Here is a 21,625-nt window from a genome sequence, read left to right on the forward strand (position 1 = left end):
GTTCGACGACGGGGAACTATAGCCCGCTGCATCCCGCACGCCTCCCGCAGCGACTGCCGTCAGCCCGCGCGGCGCAGAGCGGCCGGCGTCGTACCGAGGTGGGAGCGGATCACTCGGGTCAGGTGCTCCTGATGGGAGAAGCCGCACGTGGCCGCCACCTGCGCGATGGGCATGGATCCCGCGCGCAGCAGGCGGGCGGCCTGCTCCACGCGCAGGCGCACGAGGTACCGGTGGGGAGGGCATCCGATGCGGGCCTTGAAACGCCGGGCGAACTGGCTGACTCCGAGGCCCGTGGCCGAGGCGAGGTCCTCCAGCGACAGCGGCTCGGACAGCCGGGCGTCGATGAGTTCCCGAACGGCCGCGAACTGCCGGTCGGTGAGCCCCACTTGCCGCTCCGCCCGCTCGCCGACCGGTTGCCGCACGCTGTGGCGACGCGCCAGCTGGGCCGCGGTCATGAGCGCGAGTTGATCCGCGTAGGTGCCGGCACTGGGCTCCCAGCGCCGTACGACCCCGTCGAGGGCCAGAACCAGCTGCTCCAGGAGCGGATCCGTGGTGCCGAACTCCTCCTCCAGCCGTACCGGCCGGCCACCCTCCGCGGTCGCTTGCAGGGCCGCGTCCGACAGGTAGACATGCACGGTGTTCAGGTAGCCGCCGAGTTCCACGTCCAGCTCCGTCTCGGCCGGATGCAGGAACAGACCACCGGGCGGCACCTGCCGCGCGGCCGTCAGCCCCCGGCGCCCCCTGCGGACGGTGACGGGCCCGTCCAGATGCAGGATCACCAGGTGGCTGCCGGCTCCCTGAAAGGCATCCCGGTACGGCAGCTCCCGCTGCGTCGACACATACAGCCTCTCCCAGCCGAGACCCGCACTCGTGCGGACGGGACGCACCCCTGGCCGAACCAGTATTCCGTGGGTGTCACCGAGTCCCATCTCGCTCATGCGGCCCTCCTTCACGGCACAGTCTTGCTGCCTTCCGTACGGGCGGGCAAGCACGGACCAGGCGGCCGACGCCGTTTCTGTGCAAAGCGATGCCGACATTGTGCAGGAACGCCGGTGCACGGCCTCGAATACTGCGAAAGACCCCTGACCCCCGCAGCACGGAGAGCAGCTTCATGAGGAGTTTTGTGCACACGGCCAGCCCGAGCCGGGTGGTCTTCGGCGCGGGAACACTCCCGCAGGTCCGCGATGAGGCCGAACGGCTCGGCGGGTCCCGGGTACTGCTCCTCTCCGACGGATCACCGGCCCTGCGCAAGGACACCGAACGGCTCCGTAAGGTCCTGGGTGACCTGGTGGTGGCCGACTTCGACGGCGCGGCCATGCACACCCCCGTCGAGGTGACCGAGCAGGCCCTGCGTCTCCTGCGCGACCAGCGGGTGGACTGCCTGGTGGCCATCGGCGGCGGCTCGACGACCGGCCTCGCGAAGGCGCTGGCGGTCCGCACGGACCTGCCCCAGATCATCGTGCCGACCACCTATGCCGGTTCCGAGGTCACCCCCGTCCTCGGCGAGACGGTGGACGGCCGCAAGGTCACCCGGTCCTCCCCCGCGATCCTGCCGGAAACGGTCGTCTACGACGTCGAGCTCACCCTCGCTCTCCCCATCGCCATGTCCGTGACCAGTGGCATCAACGCCCTGGCCCACGCCGTGGAAGCCCTCTACTCGCCGGACGCCGATCCCGTCACCGACGCCATGGCCCTGGAAGCGGTCGCCGCCATCGGCCGAGCCCTCCCCGCCCTCCACGACAATCCCTCGGACGTGGCGGCACGGGCGGAGTTGCTGCAGGCGGCATGGCTGTCCGGCAGCTGCCTCGGCGCCGTCGGCATGGGACTCCACCACAAGCTCTGTCACACGCTGGGCGGAACCTTCGGCCTGCCGCACGCCGAGACACACACGGTGATCCTCCCGCACGCCATGGCGTACAACGCGCCCGCCGCCGAGCAGACGATGGAACGCATCGCGCGCGCCCTGGGCGTGCCCGACGCCCCCACCGGCGTCTTCGACCTGATCCGCCGGGTCGGCGGACCGACGTCGCTGCGCGATCTCGGCATGGCCGAGGCCGACCTGGACAGGGCGGCGGAACTGGCCACCGCACAGCCCTATCCGAACCCTCGCGAACTGACCCGCACCGGCCTCGCCGGCCTGTTGCGGGACGCCTGGCAAGGCCACCGCCCGCAGGCGGCGGCCGGGTCCGTTCCCGACCTTCGCCCGCTGACCGACGAGGTCGTGGCCAGCTTCGACGGCTGCACCAACCCGCGTCTCAGGCAGCTGCTCACCGATCTCGCCCGCACCCTGCACGCCTACACGATCCGCAACGACCTGACCCCCAGGGAGTGGCAGCGGGCCATCGACTTCCTCACCGAGGCCGGCCACATCACCACCGACACGCGGCAGGAGTTCATCCTCCTCTCCGACACCCTCGGTGTGTCCAGCGTCGTCGATGCCCTCGCCAACTCCCGTACGCCCGACACCACTTCCTCCGCGATCCTCGGACCCTTCTACGTCGCCGGGCCGCCCGCCGCCGAACACGGCAGCGACATCGCGGGAGACTTCAGGGGCACGCCGATGTGGGCGGACATCACGGTGACCGACCAGGAGGGGGAACCGGTCGCCGGTGCCGTCGTGGACGTCTGGCAGTCCAACGAGGACGGCTTCTACGACGTCCAACTCCCTGATCTGGACGGGCCGGTGCTGCGTGCCCGGTTCACCACCGGCGCCGACGGGCGGTTCACGTTCTGGTCGATCCTGCCGTCCGAATACCCGATCCCGGACGACGGTCCGGTCGGCAAGATGCTCTACACCGTCGGACGCCACCCCTACCGTGCACCGCACGTGCACTTCCTGATCAACGCCCCCGGACACCAGCCGCTGATCACCCAGCTGTTCGTCCGGGGCGGGGCCTACCTCGACGGAGCCCCGGGCCGACGCGACGCGGTCTTCGGCGTCAAGGACGACCTGGTCACGGACTTCGTCCGGCGCACCGGCCCCACGCCCGACGGCCGGCCTGTCGACGGCGAGTGGCGCCAACTCGATTTCACCTTCCGCATCGCGCGTCTCGGGCATTGAGCGCCCGTTGCCCGTTCCCTGACGGTTTTCCACAGAGCTTCACGGAGACAGCATGAGCACGCCTGAAAGCTACGACACCGACGTCCTCGTCGTCGGCAGCGGACCCGCCGGCGGAACCGCCGCCCTGCTGCTGGCCACCTACGGTGTGCGCACCCACCTGGTCACCAAGTACGGATGGCTCGCCGACACCCCGCGGGCCCACATCACCAACCAGCGCGCCATGGAGGTCTTCCGCGACCTCGGCATCGAGCAGGAGGCGCTGGCCAAGGGCACACCGAGCCATCTGATGGGCGACACCGTGTTCGCCACCTCACTCCTCGGCGACGAGATCGGCCGCATCCGCACCTGGGGCACCGGCGACGAGAGCCTGACCGAGTACGCCTCCCAGAGTCCCTGCGGGATGATCGACCTCCCGCAGACCTACCTGGAGCCCATCCTCCTGGCCAACGCCGCCAAGCGCGGCGCCGTGGTCCGGCTGAACACGGAACTCGTCGACTTCGAGCAGGACGCGGACGGCGTGACCGCGCGCCTGCGCGACCGGCCCAGCGGAACCGAGCACACGGTCCGTGCCCGCTACATGATCGGCGCCGACGGCGGCCGCAGCATCGTCGCGGAGAAGCTCGGGCTGCCCATGGAAGGGCAGATGGGCAAGGCCGGAAGCATGAACATCGTCTTCAGGGCCGACCTCACGCAGTACGTCGAACACCGTCCCAGCGTCCTGTACTGGATCATGCGCCCGGGCGCCGACGTCGGCGGCATCGGCATGGGCCTGCTGCGCATGGTCCGGCCCTGGAACGAGTGGCTCATCGTCTGGGGCTACGACATCGACAACCCCCCGCCAGCGCTCACCGACGAAGCCGCGGCAGCGATCGTCCGCGACCTCGTCGGCGACGACGAACTCGACGTGCAGATCGACAGCGCCTCCCTGTGGACCGTCAACCACGCCTATGCCACCCGGCTGCACGTCGGCCGCGTCTTCTGTGCCGGGGACGCCGTCCACCGGCATCCGCCGTCCAACGGCCTCGGCTCCAACACCTCCGTCCAGGACTCCTACAACCTGGCGTGGAAGCTGGCGGCCGTCCTCAAGGGACACGCCGGGCCCGAGCTGCTGGACACCTACTCCGACGAACGAGCCCCCGTCGCCCAGCAGATCGTCGAACGCGCCAATCTCTCCCGGGACCAGTTCCTGCCCCTGTTCGAGGCCCTCGGCGTCGTCGGCGGCGACGAGGAAGGCATCTCCAAGGCGCTGCACGCGGCCCGGCAGCCGGACGTCGACGGGGCGAAGAAGCGGCGGGCCATCCGCGAGGCGATCGAACTGAAGCACTACGAGTTCAACGCCCACGGCGTCGAGCACAACCAGCGCTACAAGTCGGCCGCCGTCATCCCCGACGGCACCGTCGAAACGATCTCCCGCGACGACGAACTCTTCGGACGCCCGACCTCCCGCCCCGGTGCGAAGCTGCCGCACGCCTGGCTCGTGGACGACAAGGGCGGGCGCGTCTCGACGCTGGACCTGGTCGGGAAGGGCAGGTTTTCCGTCGTCACCGGCCTGGCCGGAGCCACGTGGGCCGACGCCGCCGAAACCCTGGTCCGGGAACTCGGTCTCGACCTGCGCACCGTCGTCATCGACCGCGACGCGCACGACGCGTACGGCGAGTGGAGCCGCCGCGCGGAGATCGACGAGGAGGGTGTGCTGCTCGTCCGCCCCGACGGGTACGTGGCCTGGCGCCGACCGGGCGGCGCCGTCGACATCACCGAGGCGACCCGTCTGCTGCGGGAGGCGCTGACCATGGTGATCTGCCGACCCGCATGACGTGCGGCACACGCCGCATGATCTTCGCCCACTCGGCGGCGTCTGCTCCTGACCCGCCGAGTCGGCCTGCACGCACGTGACCGCGGCCTGAGTCTGGTCAGGCCGTGCGGGGGCGGTCTCGGAGCGACCGTGGTGCGGTGCGTCCCCGGCTCCGGGGGCTGTCCCAGGTCCTGGAGGGGCCGGGGCCGTTGCGGGCGCTCACCACTCGGCATCACCGGCATCACTCCGCATCACTCGGCAGCGGCTCAACGCCGCACCACCCGCAGGGTCTCGACCGACGGGTCGGCCGCGTCCGGGATCAGGACGCCGTGCTCGACGCCGCTGCGCAGGTAGTCGAGGATCTCGTCGGTGATCACCTCGCCGGGCGCGATCACGGGTACACCGGGCGGGTACGGGCTGATCATCTCCGCCGCTATCCGGCCCGCCGCCCGTTCGGCGGGCACATGGTCGACCTCGGCGAAGAACGCCTGCCTCGGTGACATCGCCTGCTCCAGCTCCAGGGCGTGGGGTTCGGGCAGGCGGACCGGTGGCTGCCGCTCGATGGAGTCGGCGCCCTCGGTGAGGGCACGCAGGGCGTCCAGCAGGGTCTTCTCGGTCTCGTCGTCGTCGGCGTACGTGATCGACGCGCTGATACGGCAGGTGTCGGAACCCCCGGTGTCCACCTGCCGGTTGGTCCTGAGCCACTCGGCGGCCTGCATGCCGCTGATACCGAGGTCCCGAACGTCGATGACGATCTTCAGGGGGTCGTAGGAGGCGGCGAGGCCCTCCTCGACGACCTCGCCGCCCATCGGACGCAGGCCGGGCAGCTCGCCGACGGTCGCGCGGATCCGTTCGGCGCGGTGCAGCGCGGTGTCCAGGAGGTCGTGCCCCTGCTCGACCATCTGGCGGCGCCAGCCGTCGAGCGTCGCGTACACCAGGGAGGAGGCGCTGGTGGTGCCGAGCAGGTCCTCCCGCTGTTTGAGGACCTCCGCCGACACCCGGTCGTACTGGAGGTGGAAGACGGAACTCTGCTCGATGGCCCCACCCGTCTTGTGGACGCTGGTGACGACCAGGTCTGCCTCGGCGTCCATGCCCCACGGCGGCAGCCCGGGGTGGAACGGGAAGACCGCCCCCCACGCCTCGTCGACGATCAGGGGCACGTCGTGTTCGTGGCAGGCCCGTGCCACGCCTCGGACGTCGGCGCAGGTGCCCCAGTCCGTGGGTGTGATCAGCAGCATGCCCTTGGCGTCCGGATGCTCGCGCAGCTGCCTGCGCACGTCGTCGGGCTCCGGCGGATGGGCGATGTGCCGTTCGGTGTCGAACTTCGGGTGGACCCAGACCGGCTCGACGCCACCCACGATGACGGCCGCGATCACCGATTTGTGGGCGTTGCGGGAGAGCAGCAGTTTCTCGCCGGGTCCCGCCACCGACAGCATGGCGGTCTTGACCGACAGGGAGCTGCCGCAGGTGGAGAAGAACGCCTGTTCGGCGCCGACCGCGTCCGCCATCAGGTCCTGCGCCCGGCTCAGCACGCCCTGGGACTGGCGCCGGTCGTCCAGGCCGTTGAGGGAGAGGACGTCCGAGCGGAACACGTCGAGGCCGACGATCTCCACCACCCGGGGATCCGCTCCGCGGCCCTGCTTGTGCCCCGGCGGGCCGTAGGCGATGTCCCCACGGCGTCGGAAGTCCTGCAACGCCTCCAGTACGGGTACCCGCGAATGATCCATGGTTCCTCCCAGCAGGCCCCCGGAAACAGCGGCGCACGTCCGGCACGGCGTCGTACCTACTCGACGGGTGCACCACGGGTGGCCTTCGAAACGCGGCGGTTGGAGTCGGGCCGGGGAGGAACCCGACCCCGGCAGTGAAGACGAGCGAAGACGAGCGCCGACCCGGTGGGAGATCCGACGTGTCCAGCCCGCAGCCCGCGTCGTACCCAGGACTCCGCGAGGAGGTGGCCCGGCGCGCCGACGGCCTGTGGGACGTGGCGTGCGCGCTGCACGCGGATCCTGAGACTGCCTTCGCCGAGCACCGGGCGGCGGAACGGCTCACAGGTGAGCTGGAACGCGCGGGTTTCGAGGTACGTCGGAACGTGGCGGGTCTGCCCACGGCCTTCACGGCGGTCTCGGGCCGCGGTCGGCCCGCCGTGGCGCTCCTGCTGGAGTACGACGCCCTGCCCGGGCTCGGGCACGCCTGCGGCCACAATCTGATCGCGGCCGCCGGCCTCGGCGCAGCGCTCGTCGTGGACGCCCTGCGGCACGGCAGCGAGGGCTCGGTGATGGCGGTGGGAACGCCTGCCGAGGAGGGCGGCGGCGGCAAGGCACTCGAAGTACAGGCCGGTGTGTTCGACGACGTCGACGCCGCCCTGATGTTCCACCCCGGCGTGTACGACTGGGTACGGGCGCCGCTGACCGCGCAGGAGCAGTACCGGGTCGCGTTCCGGGGCCGGGCCGCCCACCCCACGGGGGACCCCACCGAGGGCATCGACGCCCTCGCGGCGCTGATCGAGCTGTTCAACGTCCTGTCGTCGCTCGGCCGGAGGCTGCCGCAGGGGTCGCACGTCCAGGGGATCGTCACGCACGGCGGCACCGCGACCAACATCGTGCCCGACCTCGCCGAGGGCCGCTTCGGACTGCGGGCGGAGACCACCGCCGCCCTGGACGACCTGGCCGCGCGCCTGCACACCGCGGCGGAGGGCGTCGCCCTGGCCACCGGCACGTCCTTCGAGGTCGAGCGGGCGAGCGTCCGCTACGAACACTTCCGGGACAGCCGGGTGCTGTCCGACCGCTTCGCCGGCCATCTGAGCCGGGCGGGGATCACCCTCGCCTCGCCCGAACCCGGTATCTACCTGGGCTCCTCGGACATCGGCAACGTCAGCGGCCGGGTGCCCGCCATCCACCCCTTCGTCGCGATCATGGACTCCGGCGGCAGCGACCACACCCCCGAGTTCGCCGCGGCCGCAGCGTCCGAACCCGCCCGTGAGGTTCTCATGGCCGTGGTGGAGGCCCTGGCCGGCACGGCCCTGGACGTCCTACGGGAGGCGGATCTGCGCACCCACGCCTGGGCCGGGCACGCTGCCGCCGACGGAGCTTGAACGGGTGGCACGGAGACCTCGGTCCGTATGTGTGGACGTTCTCGTATTTCCCCAGGGCTGAGTTCACGTAATTCCCCAGCCCCGGGCGCCGATGTCGTCTACTTGACCGGCGGTTTGGCGGGCTTGTCGGTGGGGTTCTTGGGGCGCTTGTTCGGGCGGTAGCTGGGGCCGTTCATGATGACCTGGTGGCTGGTGTTGATGAGCCGGTCGAGGAGGGACTCGGCGACGACGGGGTTGGGGAAGAGGGGATACCAGTCGCTGGGCGCCCGGTTGCTGGTGATGATCAGGGACCGGCCCAGTCGCTCGGAGACGAGTTCGTAGAGGTCGTCGGCGTGGGCTGCGGAGAGCTGGCGCATGGCGAAGTCGTCGAGGATGAGCACGTCGGGCCGTACCAGTTCGCGGATCCGTTTCTCCCAGGTGCGGTCCGCGTGGCCGCCGGCGAGTTCGGCGAGGATGCGGTTGGTCTTGGCGAAGCGGACGTGGGCGCCCTGGCGGACGGCGAGGTGTCCCAGCGCCTGGGCGATATGCGCCTTTCCGACTCCGGCCGGGCCGAACAGAATGACGGACTCGCCGGCGTGGAGCCAGCGCAGGGCTCCGAGGTCGCGGATCTGGGCGGCGGGGAGCTTCGAGGAGGCGGTGAAGTCGAACTCCTCCAGGGTGACCTGCTGCTCGAACTTCGCCCGCTGGAGCCTGCGTTGGAAGGCGACGGTCTCGCGGCGGGTGATCTCGTCCTGGCAGAGGACCTGCAGGAAGTCGAGGTGTCCGAGTTCGCCGCCGTGGGCCTGGGCGAGGCGGACGTCGAGGGTCTCCAGCATCCCGGACAGCCGCAGGGACTTGAGCGACTCGCGCAGGGCGGTGTCCATCACGCTCATCGCGTTGCCACCTCGTCTTCGCCGTGGACCTGGTCGTCGCGGTCGTCCTCCGGTGTGTCCGGGGGTGTGACGGAGCCGAACAGTCCTTGCGGGCCGTGGAGGAAGTCTGCGGCGCCCGCGTCTCCGCTGGTCTCGGGCTCGGGATCGGTTTCGGTGCCGGCGATGAGGATGCCCTTGATGGTGCGGTAGGACGGGTCGCCGACTGTGATCGCTCTCGCGCAGGCCGCTTCCAGGCGCGTGTCGCCGTACTTCTTCCGCAGTCCGAGAACCCCCTGGGCGGCGCGGAGCCGGTAGAGCGCGTTGACCTCCAGCAGTTGGTCGACGACCTCGCGGCAGGCGTCGCCGACCTCGGACGCCTGGGTGCGGCACCAGATGGGCGTCTTCATCTGGAAGGCGATCTTCTCCGGCGGGTAGTCGCTCTTGTCGGTGCGTTTTCCCTGCTCAAGTGCCGCGTGGGTCTTGACCGGATCGCCGTTGAGGAAGAACTGCACCATGGTGGCGGTGGAGCGGACGTCGACCTTGCGGCCGATCAGTTTCCAGGGCACGGAGTAGAGGGTGCGGCCGACCTTGATGTGGATGTCCGGGCCAACGGTGGCCGTCGACCAGCGGGCCAGGGTGAACGGAGTGGGCGGCAGCGGCAGCAGGGCGGCCGCCTCGACCGCGCCGAACACGGCCATCGGGGCCGCCCCGCCCAGCGGCCGGCACTGCCGGCGTCCGGCGACCTGCTGAGCCCAGGTGATCGCCTCGGTCTGCATGTGCTCGATCGAGGTGAACTCCCGCCCGCGCCAGAACGAGTCGCGGACATAAGGCATGGGCCGCTCCACCCTGGGCTTGTCTTTCGGCTTCGAAGCCCTCGCCGGGTCCACCAACGCGCCGTAATGGGTGGCGAGTTCGGCATACGCCTTGTTGATTTTCGGGTCGTAGAGGTCGGGCTTGTCGACGCCGGTCTTCAGGTTGTCGGGCACCAGCCGGCGCGGGACGCCGTCGAAGTAGCGGAAGGCCGCGACGTGCGCCTCGGGTCCAGGCGTGCTGGTCCAGGTGCAGGACCGGGCGGACGAACATGTGCCGTGAGCAGGGCAACACCATCACGAACGCCCAGACGCGGTGCCGTTTGCCGGTGCGGGGGTTGGTCCACTGGCCCAGGAACCCGTAGTCGATCTGGGCCTCCTCGCCCGGCTCAACCTCGTCACGCAGGACGGTGACCTGCGACCGGCTCACCTCGTCGGGCAGCGTGGCGTGGACCCAGCGGCGGAACGAGGAGATCGACACCTTCAGCTTGTGCTCGTCCCGCAGCCGCTGGTGGATCGTGGAGACCGTCACCGTCCCGAGCAAGTCCTTGATGTAGTCGCGGTGCTCGTCGATGTCGGACCAGGTGACCTGCCGCAGTCTCCTGTCCACGAGGCCGGGGAACCAGCCCTCGATCAGCCCGGCCCAGTCGGCCTCGCTCATGGGCGGGCCGCCCGGGGTGATCCCGGACGCCTCCGCCGGCGCCAGATACCTCCTGACAGTCTTGCGGTCCACCCCCCAGCGACGCTGCCAGCGCGCTCTTCGAGCGGCCCGCGTACCAGTGGACGTAAATCTCGGTGATGTCGACCACGACGAACGTTCTCCTCGCCATCCGGGCTGCCCATCGGCCATCAGAACCACGGGACGAGGAACATGAGCAGCTCCGCGACGACCAGGTCCCTCGGTCCCGAACTCCGCCGCACCCATGGCCAATCAGGAGGAATCTGCATAAACAACTACATGACGCTCAAACCGCCCGACATGGGGAAACCCTCTGTCCGTCTCACCTAGGTGCGGCCGAATCCCCGGTTGCCCGCCGTTGGCCGGGCCACATGTCGTCATAGGCAGCGTCCATGAACTGCGCCTGCGGCCCGCGCAGCGCAGAGGAGTCGGCTATCTCGCCCCGGACTGCCTGCACCAGGCGGAACGCGTAACGATAGGCGGAGCCTCGCAGGGGCTCGCTTCTGGCCGCCAGGTCGATCTCCGCCTGCGCGAGCCACAGGTCATCGACGAGTCGGTCGAGCACCGCATCGTCTGCCGTGCCATCACTGACCAGGCGCGCGAGGGCCGCCTTCTCCACCTGCGACGCAATGCCGAGGAACTTCAGGACCGCGTTCTTCAACTCCGCGCGATGCGCGGCTGATTCCTGCACCTCGAGCTGCTTGGTACTCGCTCGCGACACGAGATACTGGCCAAAGATCGACCCGCCGGCGCCGAGTGCGACACCGGCCAGAGACAACAATGCCGGCCCCAAAGTTCCCCAAGATCCCATAGCGGGAGTCTCTCAACTCCCTGCGACCGCCGCCCCCATGGGGACTCATGACCGTGAGGGTGGGGAATTGCGTGACGCTCAACCCGTCACGGCTGGGGAATTCCGTGACCGTCGACAGTACGATCTCGTGGTGAGGATCTGGATCCAGCTGCCATGAATCCGGATCTGGACCTGTCGTGGCTCGGCGAACTGAAGCGTGGCTTCTTCGAAGGGGCCTCTACCGCACGAGCCGCACCAGATGTTCCGAAGCGTGTTCCGCGGCTGGCACGCAGAGGCAGACGTCTTCTCGGCACTGCCGGACGCACCTGTGCAGCCGGATGATCCGCTGTCGTGGTGGGGCCGGTTGCGAGTGCGACGGCAGAGGCCGAGCAGCGGCGGATCTCCCCTCCGCAGCTCTCCGGCGCGCCCGCTGGGCTGTGCCGCTACCAGTGGGGAGGGCCACAGCTGAAAGGAAGCGCGCCGGTCGGGCGCCGAAGTATGCGCGCGGCGCGGTGGACTGGCCCGGTGTGCCCCGGGACAGAGTCAGGCTCACCGAGTCAGAGGGCGATCAGTCCGGCTGCCGTCTCCTTGAAGCCGCAGGCGTCGACGTAGAAGGCACGAAGGTGCTCCTCGAAGTCGACGTGCAACCACTCGCACTTCGCGACACGAGCCTCGTGCGCAGCCGCGGCTACCAGCGCGCCGCCCACACCTCTCCGCTCGCGGTGCGGGCGACCACCGTGTCCAGCAGGAAGGCGTGAACCCCGCCGTCCCAGGCCACGTTGACGAAGCCGATCAGCGAGCCGTCCTCCCAGGCGCAGACCCAGCCGAGGCTGTGGCGCTCAAGTCGTTCTCGCCAGTCGGTCTGAGCGACCGGGTGTCCGAAGCCCCCGGCATGCAGGGCGTTGAGGGCGGTGTTGTCGAATTCGCCCCGCCACTCGTACTCGATCGCCATGCGCAGATCGTAGAGGCCCGCTCATGGCCGGCAGGCACATCGCGGAATGAGGCGAGCGCGCCGGGGGCGGACCGTGAGGGGGTGCGATGCGGTTCGCTTCCATCTCAAGCTCGATCTCGAACTCGATCCCGAACTCGATCCTGGGACAGGGGGAAACGTGGGACTGATCTACAGCTACGAGATCTATCTGCGTCCCCGTAATGTCACCAGGTTGTTGGCCAACCTGGCCGGGCTGGCCCCAACGGCCCCTGTACGGCCGCCGCTTGAGGTCGCCCTGCCCGGCGGTGACCAGGTCGTCCTCCCGTTCACCTCCCATTTCCGGAGTGAGCCGGTCGACTGTTCCTACGGCTCCGGGACCCACGGCGGACGGGCGCATCGAGATCGGGGACGTCTACGCGACGATCCGTTTCGAGTCCCGTCTGCACGCTGACTACACGTCGGTGGAGTGCTGGGCGGCGACGTCGGCGATGAGTCGCCTGTTCGCCAGGTCGGCCGGCATCAGGAAGTGCGCCTCGCCGACGCCCGGGCCGCACGAGGCCGGCCCGTCTCAGCGTGTGGTGCCCTCAGCAGCCCGCGATGCTGATGATCACCGCCGTAATGGCGTTCAGCGGGCGCGCGTGCCTTGGTGGCAAGGCGTGGTCGTTCAAGAGAGCGGCTCGACCAGCCATCGCTGTTCCGCCTCCCCGTTCCGGGGGCTCGGCACCAGAATGGTGCCGACCTCGGGTGCGGCCGGGGCGATCACGAGGTTCCCCTCGTCCCGTGTGAAGAGTTGCCCTTCGGGGCTCAGCTCGAAGCGGAGGCCGAACGAGACGTCGCCCGAGGAGTCGCAGAGCTCCATGTCCAGCACCTCGTCGTCCCCTCCGGCGTCGAGGCACAGATCCGGTTCGGCGAGGTTGCGCAGGAGCCCGCTCTCCAGATAGGTCCACCGCTGCGTACTGGAGGTCGAGCAGGGGGACAGAGTGACCTCCGCGCCGCGCTCCGGCGGCGATCCGGGTACGTCCATGCACAGGTCGGCGCCGGCGTTGCGCAGTCTGCCGCTCTCCGGGGAGACGGGAAGGCCGGTGGAGGCCGCGGGGGCCGAGGAGGACGGCGTGGGCGTGGGAAGTTGCTCTCCTGGGGCTGGTGCGGCTTCGTCGGACGAGGTTCCGGTCACGATGAGGACTGCCGCGACAGCGGCCGACCCGGCGGCGATCCCGGCGACGACGAGCTTCGTGCCTCTGCGGCCGGCACGAGGGCTTCTCTTCCTCGTCGGCCTCGGTGTCGTGCGCCCGTTCTCCGAGGGAGAGGTGTCGGCTCCGGCGGCGGCCGTGGCGACGGGCGCTGTCCGCGCAGGGCGTGCCCGGCATGCGGTCAGGTAGGGGTGTGCGCTTTCGCCGAGGAGCGCTTCCGCCAGGAGCACGCCCGGTTCACCGGCGCAGAGCCTCAGCTGCTCGGCGGTGTGTCGGCAGTAGGAACACTGGTCCAGGTGCATCTGCACCTCGGGCAACGCGGACCCCGCACTGCGGGAGGGTGCGTCGAGCAGGCGGCTGTAGTCCCGGCACTCTCTCCCGGCCGAGTTCTCGACATGCGTGCGCAGCACCGCCGATCTCCATTGCTCCCGCGCCCGGTCCAACTCGAAGGGCGGCAGGTCCCCTTCGACACCGAGCAGGGCCGCGGGGACGGCCGACGGTTCCGCTTCCACTTCCATGTGCCACAGGACGTACTGCGTGGTCCTCGGGAGCCGGAAAAAGGCGGTGTGGCTCAGGAGCCGGTTATCGGCGACCGGATGGGGTGACCTGTCGCCGTCGGTGGTCCCGGCCTGGTCGTACGACATCCCTGGGACGGAGCCCGTCTGCGAGCGCGCACGCGCGGCCTCCCGCACGGTGACGAGAAGGCGAGGGCGCAGGGCGCTGGTGGACCCGGCCTTCTGGAGTTCCCGCACCACCTGGCGGAACGCGGCGGAGGCGATCGCCCGGGAGAGCGCGGGGGAACCGGAGGCGCAGATCTCCGCGTAGTCGGAGACCGCCTGCCCATGTCGTGCGATCAGCGCGGCGACGGGAGTCGTGCCCTCGATGGTCCGGGACATTCTCAGCGCGGCGACGAGTGCGTCGTCGGACATCCCTGGAGCGGTCTCGGGGTCGGGGGCCGAGTTGGCGGGAAGCGGATGAGCGAATGGCACAGGGGGCTTTCCTTCTCCCAGGGCGTACTGGGCAACCTCATCCGAGGCGGTGCGGGTACAGCGGCAGCGCGGACCTGGCCGTGGCCGCGCGGAGAGGGGGTGTGCGGTGCCGGGTGACCGCCTCGGCGGTACCGCGCGACCGCCTTGTGGGGGTAGCGGGCAACGCCACGACCCGTCCAATCCGACAGGCCCGGTTACGGATCGTACTGAGTTGAACCACCCTGTCACACGGGGCAGATGTCCAACAAGAGGCGCCGGGACGAAGCGGAACGGATCGGCTCTCGCAGGTGGACCGAGGTGACGTCGTCCGCGGAAAGACCCGCGACGGCGGCCGGGCGCCGTTCCGCCGCCGACTCCGCGACCTACGTGAGTTCCTTCCGCATCAGCGTGCAGGTCGTCTCGTAGCGGCGCGACGACCCGTCAGGGGCTTGCTCGATCCACGAGTCCGGCCGGCGGTCGTACGCGACGTAACCCAGCCTTTCGTACAGCGCGCGAGCCCGGGGGTTGCTTTCCTCCACACCGAGCTCGGCCCGCCGCAGACCCCGGCCCCTGATCCGCCGTTCCGCCGCTTCGACGAGGAACGCGCCGATCCCGCACGACCGCAACGCGGGGTGGACCGCCAGCTGCCACAGTGTGCCGACCCCTTCCTTGACCTGGTAGTCGACACCGCCCTTCGCCACGGGGATGTCCGTCGCCGGGCAGACCGCGAGGTAGTCGACCTCGCCGGTCCGGACACGTTCCAACTGCTCGGCGACATTGGCCAGGTGGTAGTCGGACCCAGCCCACCCGCACGACGCCAGGTCCGCGTGCACCAAGTCACGGACTGACAGCCGCAACACGACATTGATCATCTGCAGTACCTCCGACGAGCCAGCATCCATGCCGATCGCCGAGGACGCAAAGCCGTTCGGGGAGACCTCTACTGTTGGACCTCTTCCGTTCGACCTCTTGCCGTACGTCCCAGCGCCACCGCCGTGAGCGTGGCGGCGCACGAGGGTCGGAGCCGGTTAGCTCTGGACGGTGAGCCGGGCCTGGTCGAACCGGTGGGCGGCGAGGTCGCCAGGGCAGATGCTCGGCAACAAGCCGGGAGTATGGCGCGTCAGTCATGACGTTCATCATTTCCGACTCCCCCGAGGCTCCTCCCGGGACGGCGGGCCCGGGCGCGGCCCGTCGTCCCGGGATTACGTAGCCCGTTACGTGGTTTCGCTGAGTGCGAGCCGTGCGGTGGGGCCATGGAAGTACCTTCGAGCGTTTGTGCCCGCGCCAGGGAGCCTCCGGACCAGAGCGCGGGCAACCCGCAGGCCTCCCGTGGGGAGCCGGGAGGCGCGGCGGGTCCTGCCGTCAGCGACGGCAGGACCCGGCAGAGGGAACCTCACCCGGGGGTGGCTCGGTTCCCGCACCCACACCATGCACCTAAACCAGCCACAGCAACAGCCCGCGGCTGAAAATCGCCAATACCCGTATCCGGGCAGCAGGAGGACGGGACCGGCTTTCGCGTGGTGGCCGATGTCGGTTGTCAGACGTCAGACCAGGACGCGGTCGGCGGCCAGCTTGCGGGGCGTGTCGGCGAGCAGGGTGCGCAGCCGTGCCGCGGGCTGCGGGACGCCCTGGTCGACCGGGGCGGCCTCTGCGGCGGGGTACCGGCGCGGAGGGCCTCCCCACCTCGGCCCAGAAGGCCCGCACGGCGTCGCGGTCGGCGGAGTACGGCAGGGCGTACGGGTCGGTCTCCGGCTCGAAGCGCCAGCTGTCGGCCAGGGCGCGCCGGCGTGACGGTGTCGAAGCCCAGCCGGCTGATCGACCACGGCCACACCGTGAACCGGTGAACAGCCGACTCGAACCCCGCAGTCGCTCGCGTTCTCACCGCACTCGCCGGCCCTTCTTTTGCCGAACCGGCAACAGCGATTGTCGGTCGGCGAAGGGTTGGGCGACCGTGGGGCACATGACCGACATCACCGCAGCAGGACCAAGCCTGTTCGACCCCCCGTCGCTCGCCGGCGACTACACCGGCGATCCGGCCGTACGAGCGGAGTGGGACAGCCGCTACGCCGACCGGCAGCAGCTGTGGAGCGGGCAGCCCAACGGCGCGCTCGTGGCCGAGACCGCCTCGCTCACACCCGGACGCGTCCTGGACGTCGGCTGCGGCGAGGGCGCCGACGCCCTCTGGCTCGCCCGCCGCGGCTGGGACGTCACCGCGCTCGAAGTCTCGGGGGTGGCGCTTGAACGCGCGGCCGGACACGCCCGCGACGCCGGCCTCACCATCCACTGGGTACACGCCGAACTCACCCGGGCCGCACTCCCGCCGGCCTCCTTCGACCTCGTCTCGGCCCAGTACCCGGCCCTCCTGCGCACCCCCGATGCCGCGGCCGAGCGAGCCCTCCTCGCCGCCGTCGCACCCGGCGGCGTACTGCTCCTCGTCCACCACGCCGGCATGGAGACCCGTCAGGGGCACGAGAACGGCTTCGATCCGGCCGACTACGTCTGGCCCTCGATGGTCACCGAACTCCTCGACGACGACTGGGAAGTGGAGGTGGACGAGCAACGTCCCCGCCTCGCACCTGACGGCGGGGCCGGCGCGCACCACACGGACGACCTCGTGCTGCGCGTACGCCGACTGCGCTGACTGACGCCGTTTGTCTTCGGGCCGTCTCAGCGCGGCACGAGTGCGCACCCACCGCCAGGGGTCCGGGTGCAGATACTCCGGCACGTGCGCGAGGGCCTGTTGCACGAGCGGTACACGGTCGAGCGGTACACGGTCGGGCGGTACACGGTCGGGCGGTGCACGCGCATCTGTACACCGGCGGGACGTGAGCGTGGGCGCTCGCGCAGCCGATGGCCGGGGGAAGGCCGCCGTCTGGGACTGATCGTCCGGGAGGGGGCCGTGGCCCGTAAACCCGGAGGCGTTCGGCGGCCAGCGTATGGGAGCTGTGACGCGATGCCGCGGATCGGCGGCCTCATCGACCGAGCCGCGGGCCCCCTGGCCGCACTGGAGAAGAACCTCACCTGAGCCCTGAGCTTGTCCGACGGCAATTTTGCCCAGCTCAACGGCCTGTTGCGGGAGTTGGTGCGTCAGCAGGAGAGCCGGAACACGAAGCCGTCGGCGTGCTTGATCGACGCGCACTGTCGGGGCGGGGTGACCGCATGGGGCCCCGCCCCGACGGGGCTCGGTCGGCCGGGCGGCGGGTTACCGGCACCCGGCAGAAGCCGGTGTCGCGTGCGATGCTGTGCGGCTCAGCCGAAGTTCACGTCGCTGCACCACATGTAGGCCTGGTCGAGGTGCGAGGCCTGCCAGATCACGAACACGATGTGGTGTCCGGTGTAGCCGGAGGTCCGGACGGGGAACGTGATGTTCTGTGCCGGGGCGAAGCGGCCGGTCTGCGTGATGAAGTCGAGGTTGCCCCAGCCCAGGGTCTGGGTCTTGGGGTTGAAGCCCTGCTTGCTCACGTAGACCTTGAAGTAGTCGGCACCGTGGGACGCCTGGTCGTACAGCTGGACCGAGAAGTTGTTGCCGATGGTGGTGGTCTTCCACGATCCGGGCTTGTCCAGGCTGGCGTTCCTCGAGAGGTTGTTGCTGCAGAGCGTCCCGTCGGGGGTCCGCGCCTGGAACTGGCCTCCGAGGCCGTCGCGGAGCGCGCTCATCCAGTTCCACATGGTGTCGGCGTTGGCCTGGAAGGCCTGCCAGCACATGGGGTCCTGGGTCTGCATGGCCGGGTTCGTGTGGTTGTTGCCCCACGTCTTCCAGCACTGGTACGCGCGGGTGGCGGGGCCGACGACGGTGCCGTGGGCCTGGGCGGGGGTCGACCAGGCGAGGGCGCCGACGGTCACGGCGAAGAGCATGACGAGCGCCTGGAGAGACCGGCGGAGGGACGCCTGCGAACGCCCGGTTAACGGACTTTTGTTGCGCATGTGGGGGGACTCCTTCCAGTTGCAAGGCTGTTATGGGAGCGCTCCCAAAGCTAGGACTTCTGAGTGAGATGTCAATGAAACAAACGGAGTTGATTACAGGGGCGGGCGGCGAGCAGGGACCCTGCCGTGATCCGGGGGCCAGGATTGCTCGTGGGACCGGTAACGAGGATGCCCAGGAGAAAATTGCAGGAGAAAACGACCTCTGAGCCATTGACCCCGAGCCCCGAGCCCTGAGCCCTGAGTCATGAGTCATAAGCCCAGGGCCCAGGCCGGTCGGCGCGCCGCTGATGCCCTGGATCTCGTTCCTCAGCTCGCCGATGCGCAGCGGACGCGGCTCGGGAGCTGTCCCTCCGAGCAGGGGCCGACGTGCTTGCGCGGTCGCGAGTGCCGCGCAAGCACGTCGTATGTCAGCCTCAGGCCGGCTTCCCGGTGGTGCGACCGCGGGTCAGGAGGACTGCGCGGTCTGGTAGAGGTTCTGCGCGTCGGTGCCGAAGTACGGCCCGTACATGCGGTTGGGCAGGAAGTTGTACTTGAAGCTGTTCACCGACGACAGCAGGCCGGTACCCGTGGCCTCGTTGAACTGGGTGAACCAGGGGCCTCCGCTGGAGCCGCCGGTCATGTTGCAGTTCATGCCGTGGTCGTTGGAGAGCAGGAAGTCACGGTTGGTGGTGCCGCTGCAGTAGATGAACTTCTCCCCGTCGTACGGAGAGGCGGCGGGGAAGCCGAAGGCGTACATCGCCCGGTTGTAGCCGGTGTTGAAGGCCAGCCCCTGCCCGCCGACGACATCCGTCAGCAGTTTCCCGTCCAGCGGGGCGACGACGGCCGCGCCGATGTCGTAGTTGATGTCCTCGCTCGCGGTCCACTGCGGGGTGGCCAGCGTCTTCGTCGCACTCCATCTGCCGTACGGTGCCTGCCCGTCGTGGTAGCCGGGCACGAAGACCCAGTTGGTGTGCCAGGAGCCCTCCAGCTTCACGCAGTGCCCGGCGGTGATGACGGTGCTCTTGTTGGAGCTGGTGACGGCGTTGCCGGAACACGAGGCCGTGCGCCCCTGGTAGGTGAAGAACACCCGCCCGGCCGTGGACACCACGGCTCCGCCCCCGCTCCAGGCACCACCGCTGTTGGGGAAGGCCAGCACTCCGACCTCGTTCAGAGTGCCCGGGAGGGTCGGGGCGACCGTCTTCGCCTTGCCCTTGGCAAGGGAGGGGGCCTTCACCTGGGCCCGGTCCACGGTCGGCAGGTCCAACGGCGTTGCCTGGCGCATCCGTTCGGCGGTCCAGAACGAGGCGGGGTCGGCCGCGGCCGTGGCCGCCCCGGCCGGCGAAGCGAACACGCCGGTGCCGAGCAGCGCGGCGGCGCCGAGCAGCGCCGCGAAGACGGGGCGGGACCTGCGCGGGGAGCGGGAGGGGCGGGACGAGCGGCGTATGTCTCTCACGCGTACTCCTTGTGCGGTGGGGGACGAGGACGAACTCGCGCAACGCAGAGTGCCATCCCACCCGCCGCTTGGACAGGTACACGTCACAATGGGGCGCAAATTCATCCCCTGGGCCGGTTCGGACGAGAGCCCCGCCCCGGCGGACCGTTTTTGACCACCTCTTGAACATTGCCGCGTTCCCGTGCGTACCTCTCGCTGCGTGCCGTGCCAGCCGCAACAGGTGTCCACTCCTACCGACCTGGAGGAATCACTCTCTACCCGACCGGGAGAACACATGCATGCGAACCGACACGCCGTGTCCACGCGGACGTCGAGGCGGACCCTCACGATCATCGCGGCCGTGTGCGCCGTGATAGCCGCCGCCGTCATCGCGATCAGGGCGGGCGGTGACGAAGCCTCGGCCAACCCGACGATCGCGGGCCAGGCCCAGCACGCCGGCGGCCATGTCACCACCGGAGGCGCCGGACAGGCGGCGACCGGCCAGGGTGGCGCCGACCTGACCGTGACGGAAGTGGACCGCGAGTTCCTCGTGAAGGTACGCCAAGCCGGCCTCTGGGAGATCCCGGCCGGACGGCTCGCCCAGACCCACGCCTCCAACGAGGCCGTCAAGCGGGCCGGGGACCACCTGATCGACGGGCACAGCAAACTGGACCAACTCGTGCGCGAGGACGCCGAGATCCTCGGCGTGGACATCCCCAACGAGGCCACCGAGGAACAGCAGCAGTGGGTCCGGGATCTGGAGAACGCGCAGGGCGAGGAGTTCGACAAGCTCTTCGCCAACGTCCTGCGCGCGTCCCACGGCAAGATCTTCGCCACGATCGGTGAGGTCCGGGCCGCCACCCAGAACGACCTCATCCGCCGCCACGCCCGTCAGGCCAACCAGACCGTCCTGGACCACATGGAGGTCCTGGAGGACACCGGGCTCGTCGACGCCTCCACCTTCCAGGAGGTCGAGAAGGACGTCGCCCCCAAGTAGGGGACACGACGGCCGACCTGCCGGTGTCGGTGCCAGTGCCAGTGCCGGTCTCAGTCTCGGTGCTGGTGCTGGTGCCGGTGCCGGGCAAGCAGCCGATCGGGGGTGGCGAGGCGACGCGCACGTCCCCCGTACGGCCTCCTCGCGCCCCCGCACGGCATCCTCGCGTGCGCCCCGCCCGCTCCGACAGCCTCCTCGCCGCCCCCTCCTCAAAGGGGCGGCGACAAAAGGCGGTTCGAACGATCCGCAGCAGGCGAACGATCCGAACGGCCGGGCCACTGGCGGCAACCTTTGCACTGTGCAATGATCGAGCGGGGGAGCTGAGCCGACGGTCGGCCGCTACTTGGCGCCCGGGAGTGACACCGGCACGGTTACGCGGCGGCAGCACGCCGACCGTCGGCGGAGCCCCCTCCCCCGGTGACCTCGCGGAGCTCCTGGCCGTCGAGTGTGCGTCCGGGCGCGGGGAACGCAGTCGTCGCTCATCGCTGGTCACCCCGGTCGTACCCCGCGCCCGCCCCTGAGACAGGGCCCGGCCGCGCAGTGGGGCGCCCGGTCCGCTTCGGACTGCCTTCCTGCGTGACGAGATCGGGTACCCAGGCTCGGACGATTCCCACGCTCTGCCAGGGCGCCACGCAGGTGAGGGGCGGACACCGGTCGTGCGGTGCCCGCCCCTCAGTTGTTCCTCCCGCTCCGCTCACTCCACGGTGGGGAACTCGCCCGCGAACGCGCCGGCCATCCGCAGCCAGGGCTCCGCCTCGCCCCGGCGTCCCTGGCGCTGCAGGGTGCGTCCGAGCATCAGGTGGGCGTAGTGCTCCACCGGATCGCGCTCGACGATCACCCGCAACTGGTCCTCCGCCCGCCGCAGTTGCGCGGAGTGGTAGTAGGCGCGGGCCAGCAGCAGACGGGGGCCGGTCTGCTCCGGAACCTCCTCGACCACGTCGACGAGCAGCTTCGCGGCACCGATGTAATCGCGCGCGTCGAACAGCAGTCGGGCCCGCTCCCACCGCTCGGCCGTGGTCTCCTCGTGCGGCACTCCGACGCCGTTGTCGAACAGGTGCAGCGCACTGGCCCAACGGTCGGGCGCCACCCCGCCGGTGGCCGGGTAGGCGTTGAAGTTGTCGGTCATGGTTCCCT

14 protein-coding genes and 2 pseudogenes are annotated in these 21,625 nt (G+C 69.9%); 5 read left to right on the forward strand and 11 right to left on the reverse strand.

Annotation, left to right across the window (positions count from 1 at the left end):
- Window positions 1-59 precede the first annotated feature (59 nt).
- Complete coding sequence (locus ACZ9QC_RS00545) at window positions 60-938, reverse strand: helix-turn-helix domain-containing protein (RefSeq protein ID WP_472918221.1); 879 nt, start codon at window positions 936-938, stop codon at window positions 60-62.
- A 173-nt stretch (window positions 939-1,111) separates the two neighbouring features.
- Here ACZ9QC_RS00545 and ACZ9QC_RS00550 point away from each other — a divergent pair, with 173 nt between their 5' ends.
- Window positions 1,112-3,061 (forward strand): maleylacetate reductase and hydroxyquinol 1,2-dioxygenase domain-containing protein, encoded by a 1,950-nt coding sequence (locus tag ACZ9QC_RS00550; RefSeq protein ID WP_472918222.1) that lies wholly within the window; start codon window positions 1,112-1,114, stop codon window positions 3,059-3,061.
- Window positions 3,062-3,113: 52 nt separating this feature from the next.
- On the forward strand, window positions 3,114-4,874 hold the full coding sequence (locus ACZ9QC_RS00555; RefSeq protein WP_472918223.1) for an FAD-dependent oxidoreductase: 1,761 nt from the start codon (window positions 3,114-3,116) through the stop codon (window positions 4,872-4,874).
- Between the two features lie 245 nt (window positions 4,875-5,119).
- Here ACZ9QC_RS00555 and ACZ9QC_RS00560 read toward each other — a convergent pair whose 3' ends face one another.
- Entirely contained in the window at window positions 5,120-6,580 is a 1,461-nt protein-coding gene (locus tag ACZ9QC_RS00560; protein WP_472918224.1) for an aminotransferase class I/II-fold pyridoxal phosphate-dependent enzyme, read from the reverse strand.
- A gap of 179 nt (window positions 6,581-6,759) precedes the next feature.
- Between ACZ9QC_RS00560 and ACZ9QC_RS00565 the strand changes: the two genes are divergently transcribed.
- On the forward strand, window positions 6,760-7,944 hold the full coding sequence (locus tag ACZ9QC_RS00565; RefSeq protein ID WP_472918225.1) for an amidohydrolase: 1,185 nt from the start codon (window positions 6,760-6,762) through the stop codon (window positions 7,942-7,944).
- A 98-nt stretch (window positions 7,945-8,042) separates the two neighbouring features.
- On the opposite strand, the gene istB is transcribed toward ACZ9QC_RS00565, so the two are convergent.
- The 6 genes and pseudogenes from istB to ACZ9QC_RS00595 form a co-directional block, all read right to left on the reverse strand.
- Window positions 8,043-8,816 carry an IS21-like element helper ATPase IstB gene (istB, locus tag ACZ9QC_RS00570; protein ID WP_472918226.1) on the reverse strand — a complete coding sequence of 258 codons (774 nt, stop codon included), beginning with the start codon at window positions 8,814-8,816 and terminating at the stop codon, window positions 8,043-8,045.
- Window positions 8,813-10,413, reverse strand: a pseudogene (istA, locus tag ACZ9QC_RS00575) (IS21 family transposase). Before istA ends, istB begins: the two are co-directional and overlap by 4 nt.
- Window positions 10,414-10,605: 192 nt before the next feature.
- Complete coding sequence (locus tag ACZ9QC_RS00580) at window positions 10,606-11,094, reverse strand: hypothetical protein (RefSeq protein ID WP_472918227.1); 489 nt, start codon at window positions 11,092-11,094, stop codon at window positions 10,606-10,608.
- Window positions 11,095-11,630: 536 nt separating this feature from the next.
- Window positions 11,631-12,025 (reverse strand): annotated as a pseudogene (locus ACZ9QC_RS00585) (GNAT family N-acetyltransferase).
- A 643-nt stretch (window positions 12,026-12,668) separates the two neighbouring features.
- Window positions 12,669-14,123 (reverse strand): RICIN domain-containing protein, encoded by a 1,455-nt coding sequence (locus ACZ9QC_RS00590; protein ID WP_472918228.1) that lies wholly within the window; start codon window positions 14,121-14,123, stop codon window positions 12,669-12,671.
- 422 nt (window positions 14,124-14,545) lie between these two features.
- Window positions 14,546-15,034: a GNAT family N-acetyltransferase gene (locus ACZ9QC_RS00595; protein ID WP_472918229.1), complete on the reverse strand. Its 489-nt coding sequence runs from the start codon at window positions 15,032-15,034 to the stop codon at window positions 14,546-14,548.
- 1,088 nt (window positions 15,035-16,122) lie between these two features.
- On the opposite strand from ACZ9QC_RS00595, the gene ACZ9QC_RS00600 reads away from it, so the two are divergent.
- Window positions 16,123-16,803: a class I SAM-dependent methyltransferase gene (locus ACZ9QC_RS00600; protein WP_472918230.1), complete on the forward strand. Its 681-nt coding sequence runs from the start codon at window positions 16,123-16,125 to the stop codon at window positions 16,801-16,803.
- A gap of 608 nt (window positions 16,804-17,411) precedes the next feature.
- Here the strand turns inward: ACZ9QC_RS00600 and ACZ9QC_RS00605 are convergent.
- Entirely contained in the window at window positions 17,412-18,086 is a 675-nt protein-coding gene (locus ACZ9QC_RS00605; RefSeq protein WP_472918231.1) for a lytic polysaccharide monooxygenase auxiliary activity family 9 protein, read from the reverse strand.
- 445 nt (window positions 18,087-18,531) lie between these two features.
- Window positions 18,532-19,518, reverse strand: a complete 987-nt coding sequence (locus tag ACZ9QC_RS00610) for a trypsin-like serine peptidase (protein ID WP_472918232.1) — start codon at window positions 19,516-19,518, stop codon at window positions 18,532-18,534.
- Window positions 19,519-19,792: 274 nt separating this feature from the next.
- Between ACZ9QC_RS00610 and ACZ9QC_RS00615 the strand changes: the two genes are divergently transcribed.
- Window positions 19,793-20,494 carry a DUF4142 domain-containing protein gene (locus ACZ9QC_RS00615; RefSeq protein WP_472918233.1) on the forward strand — a complete coding sequence of 234 codons (702 nt, stop codon included), beginning with the start codon at window positions 19,793-19,795 and terminating at the stop codon, window positions 20,492-20,494.
- Between the two features lie 691 nt (window positions 20,495-21,185).
- Here the strand turns inward: ACZ9QC_RS00615 and ACZ9QC_RS00620 are convergent.
- Window positions 21,186-21,617, reverse strand: coding sequence for a tetratricopeptide repeat protein (locus ACZ9QC_RS00620; protein ID WP_472918234.1), 432 nt, complete (start codon window positions 21,615-21,617; stop codon window positions 21,186-21,188).
- Window positions 21,618-21,625: the final 8 nt, after the last annotated feature.

The organism is Streptomyces sp. HUAS MS02, from assembly GCF_055702265.1.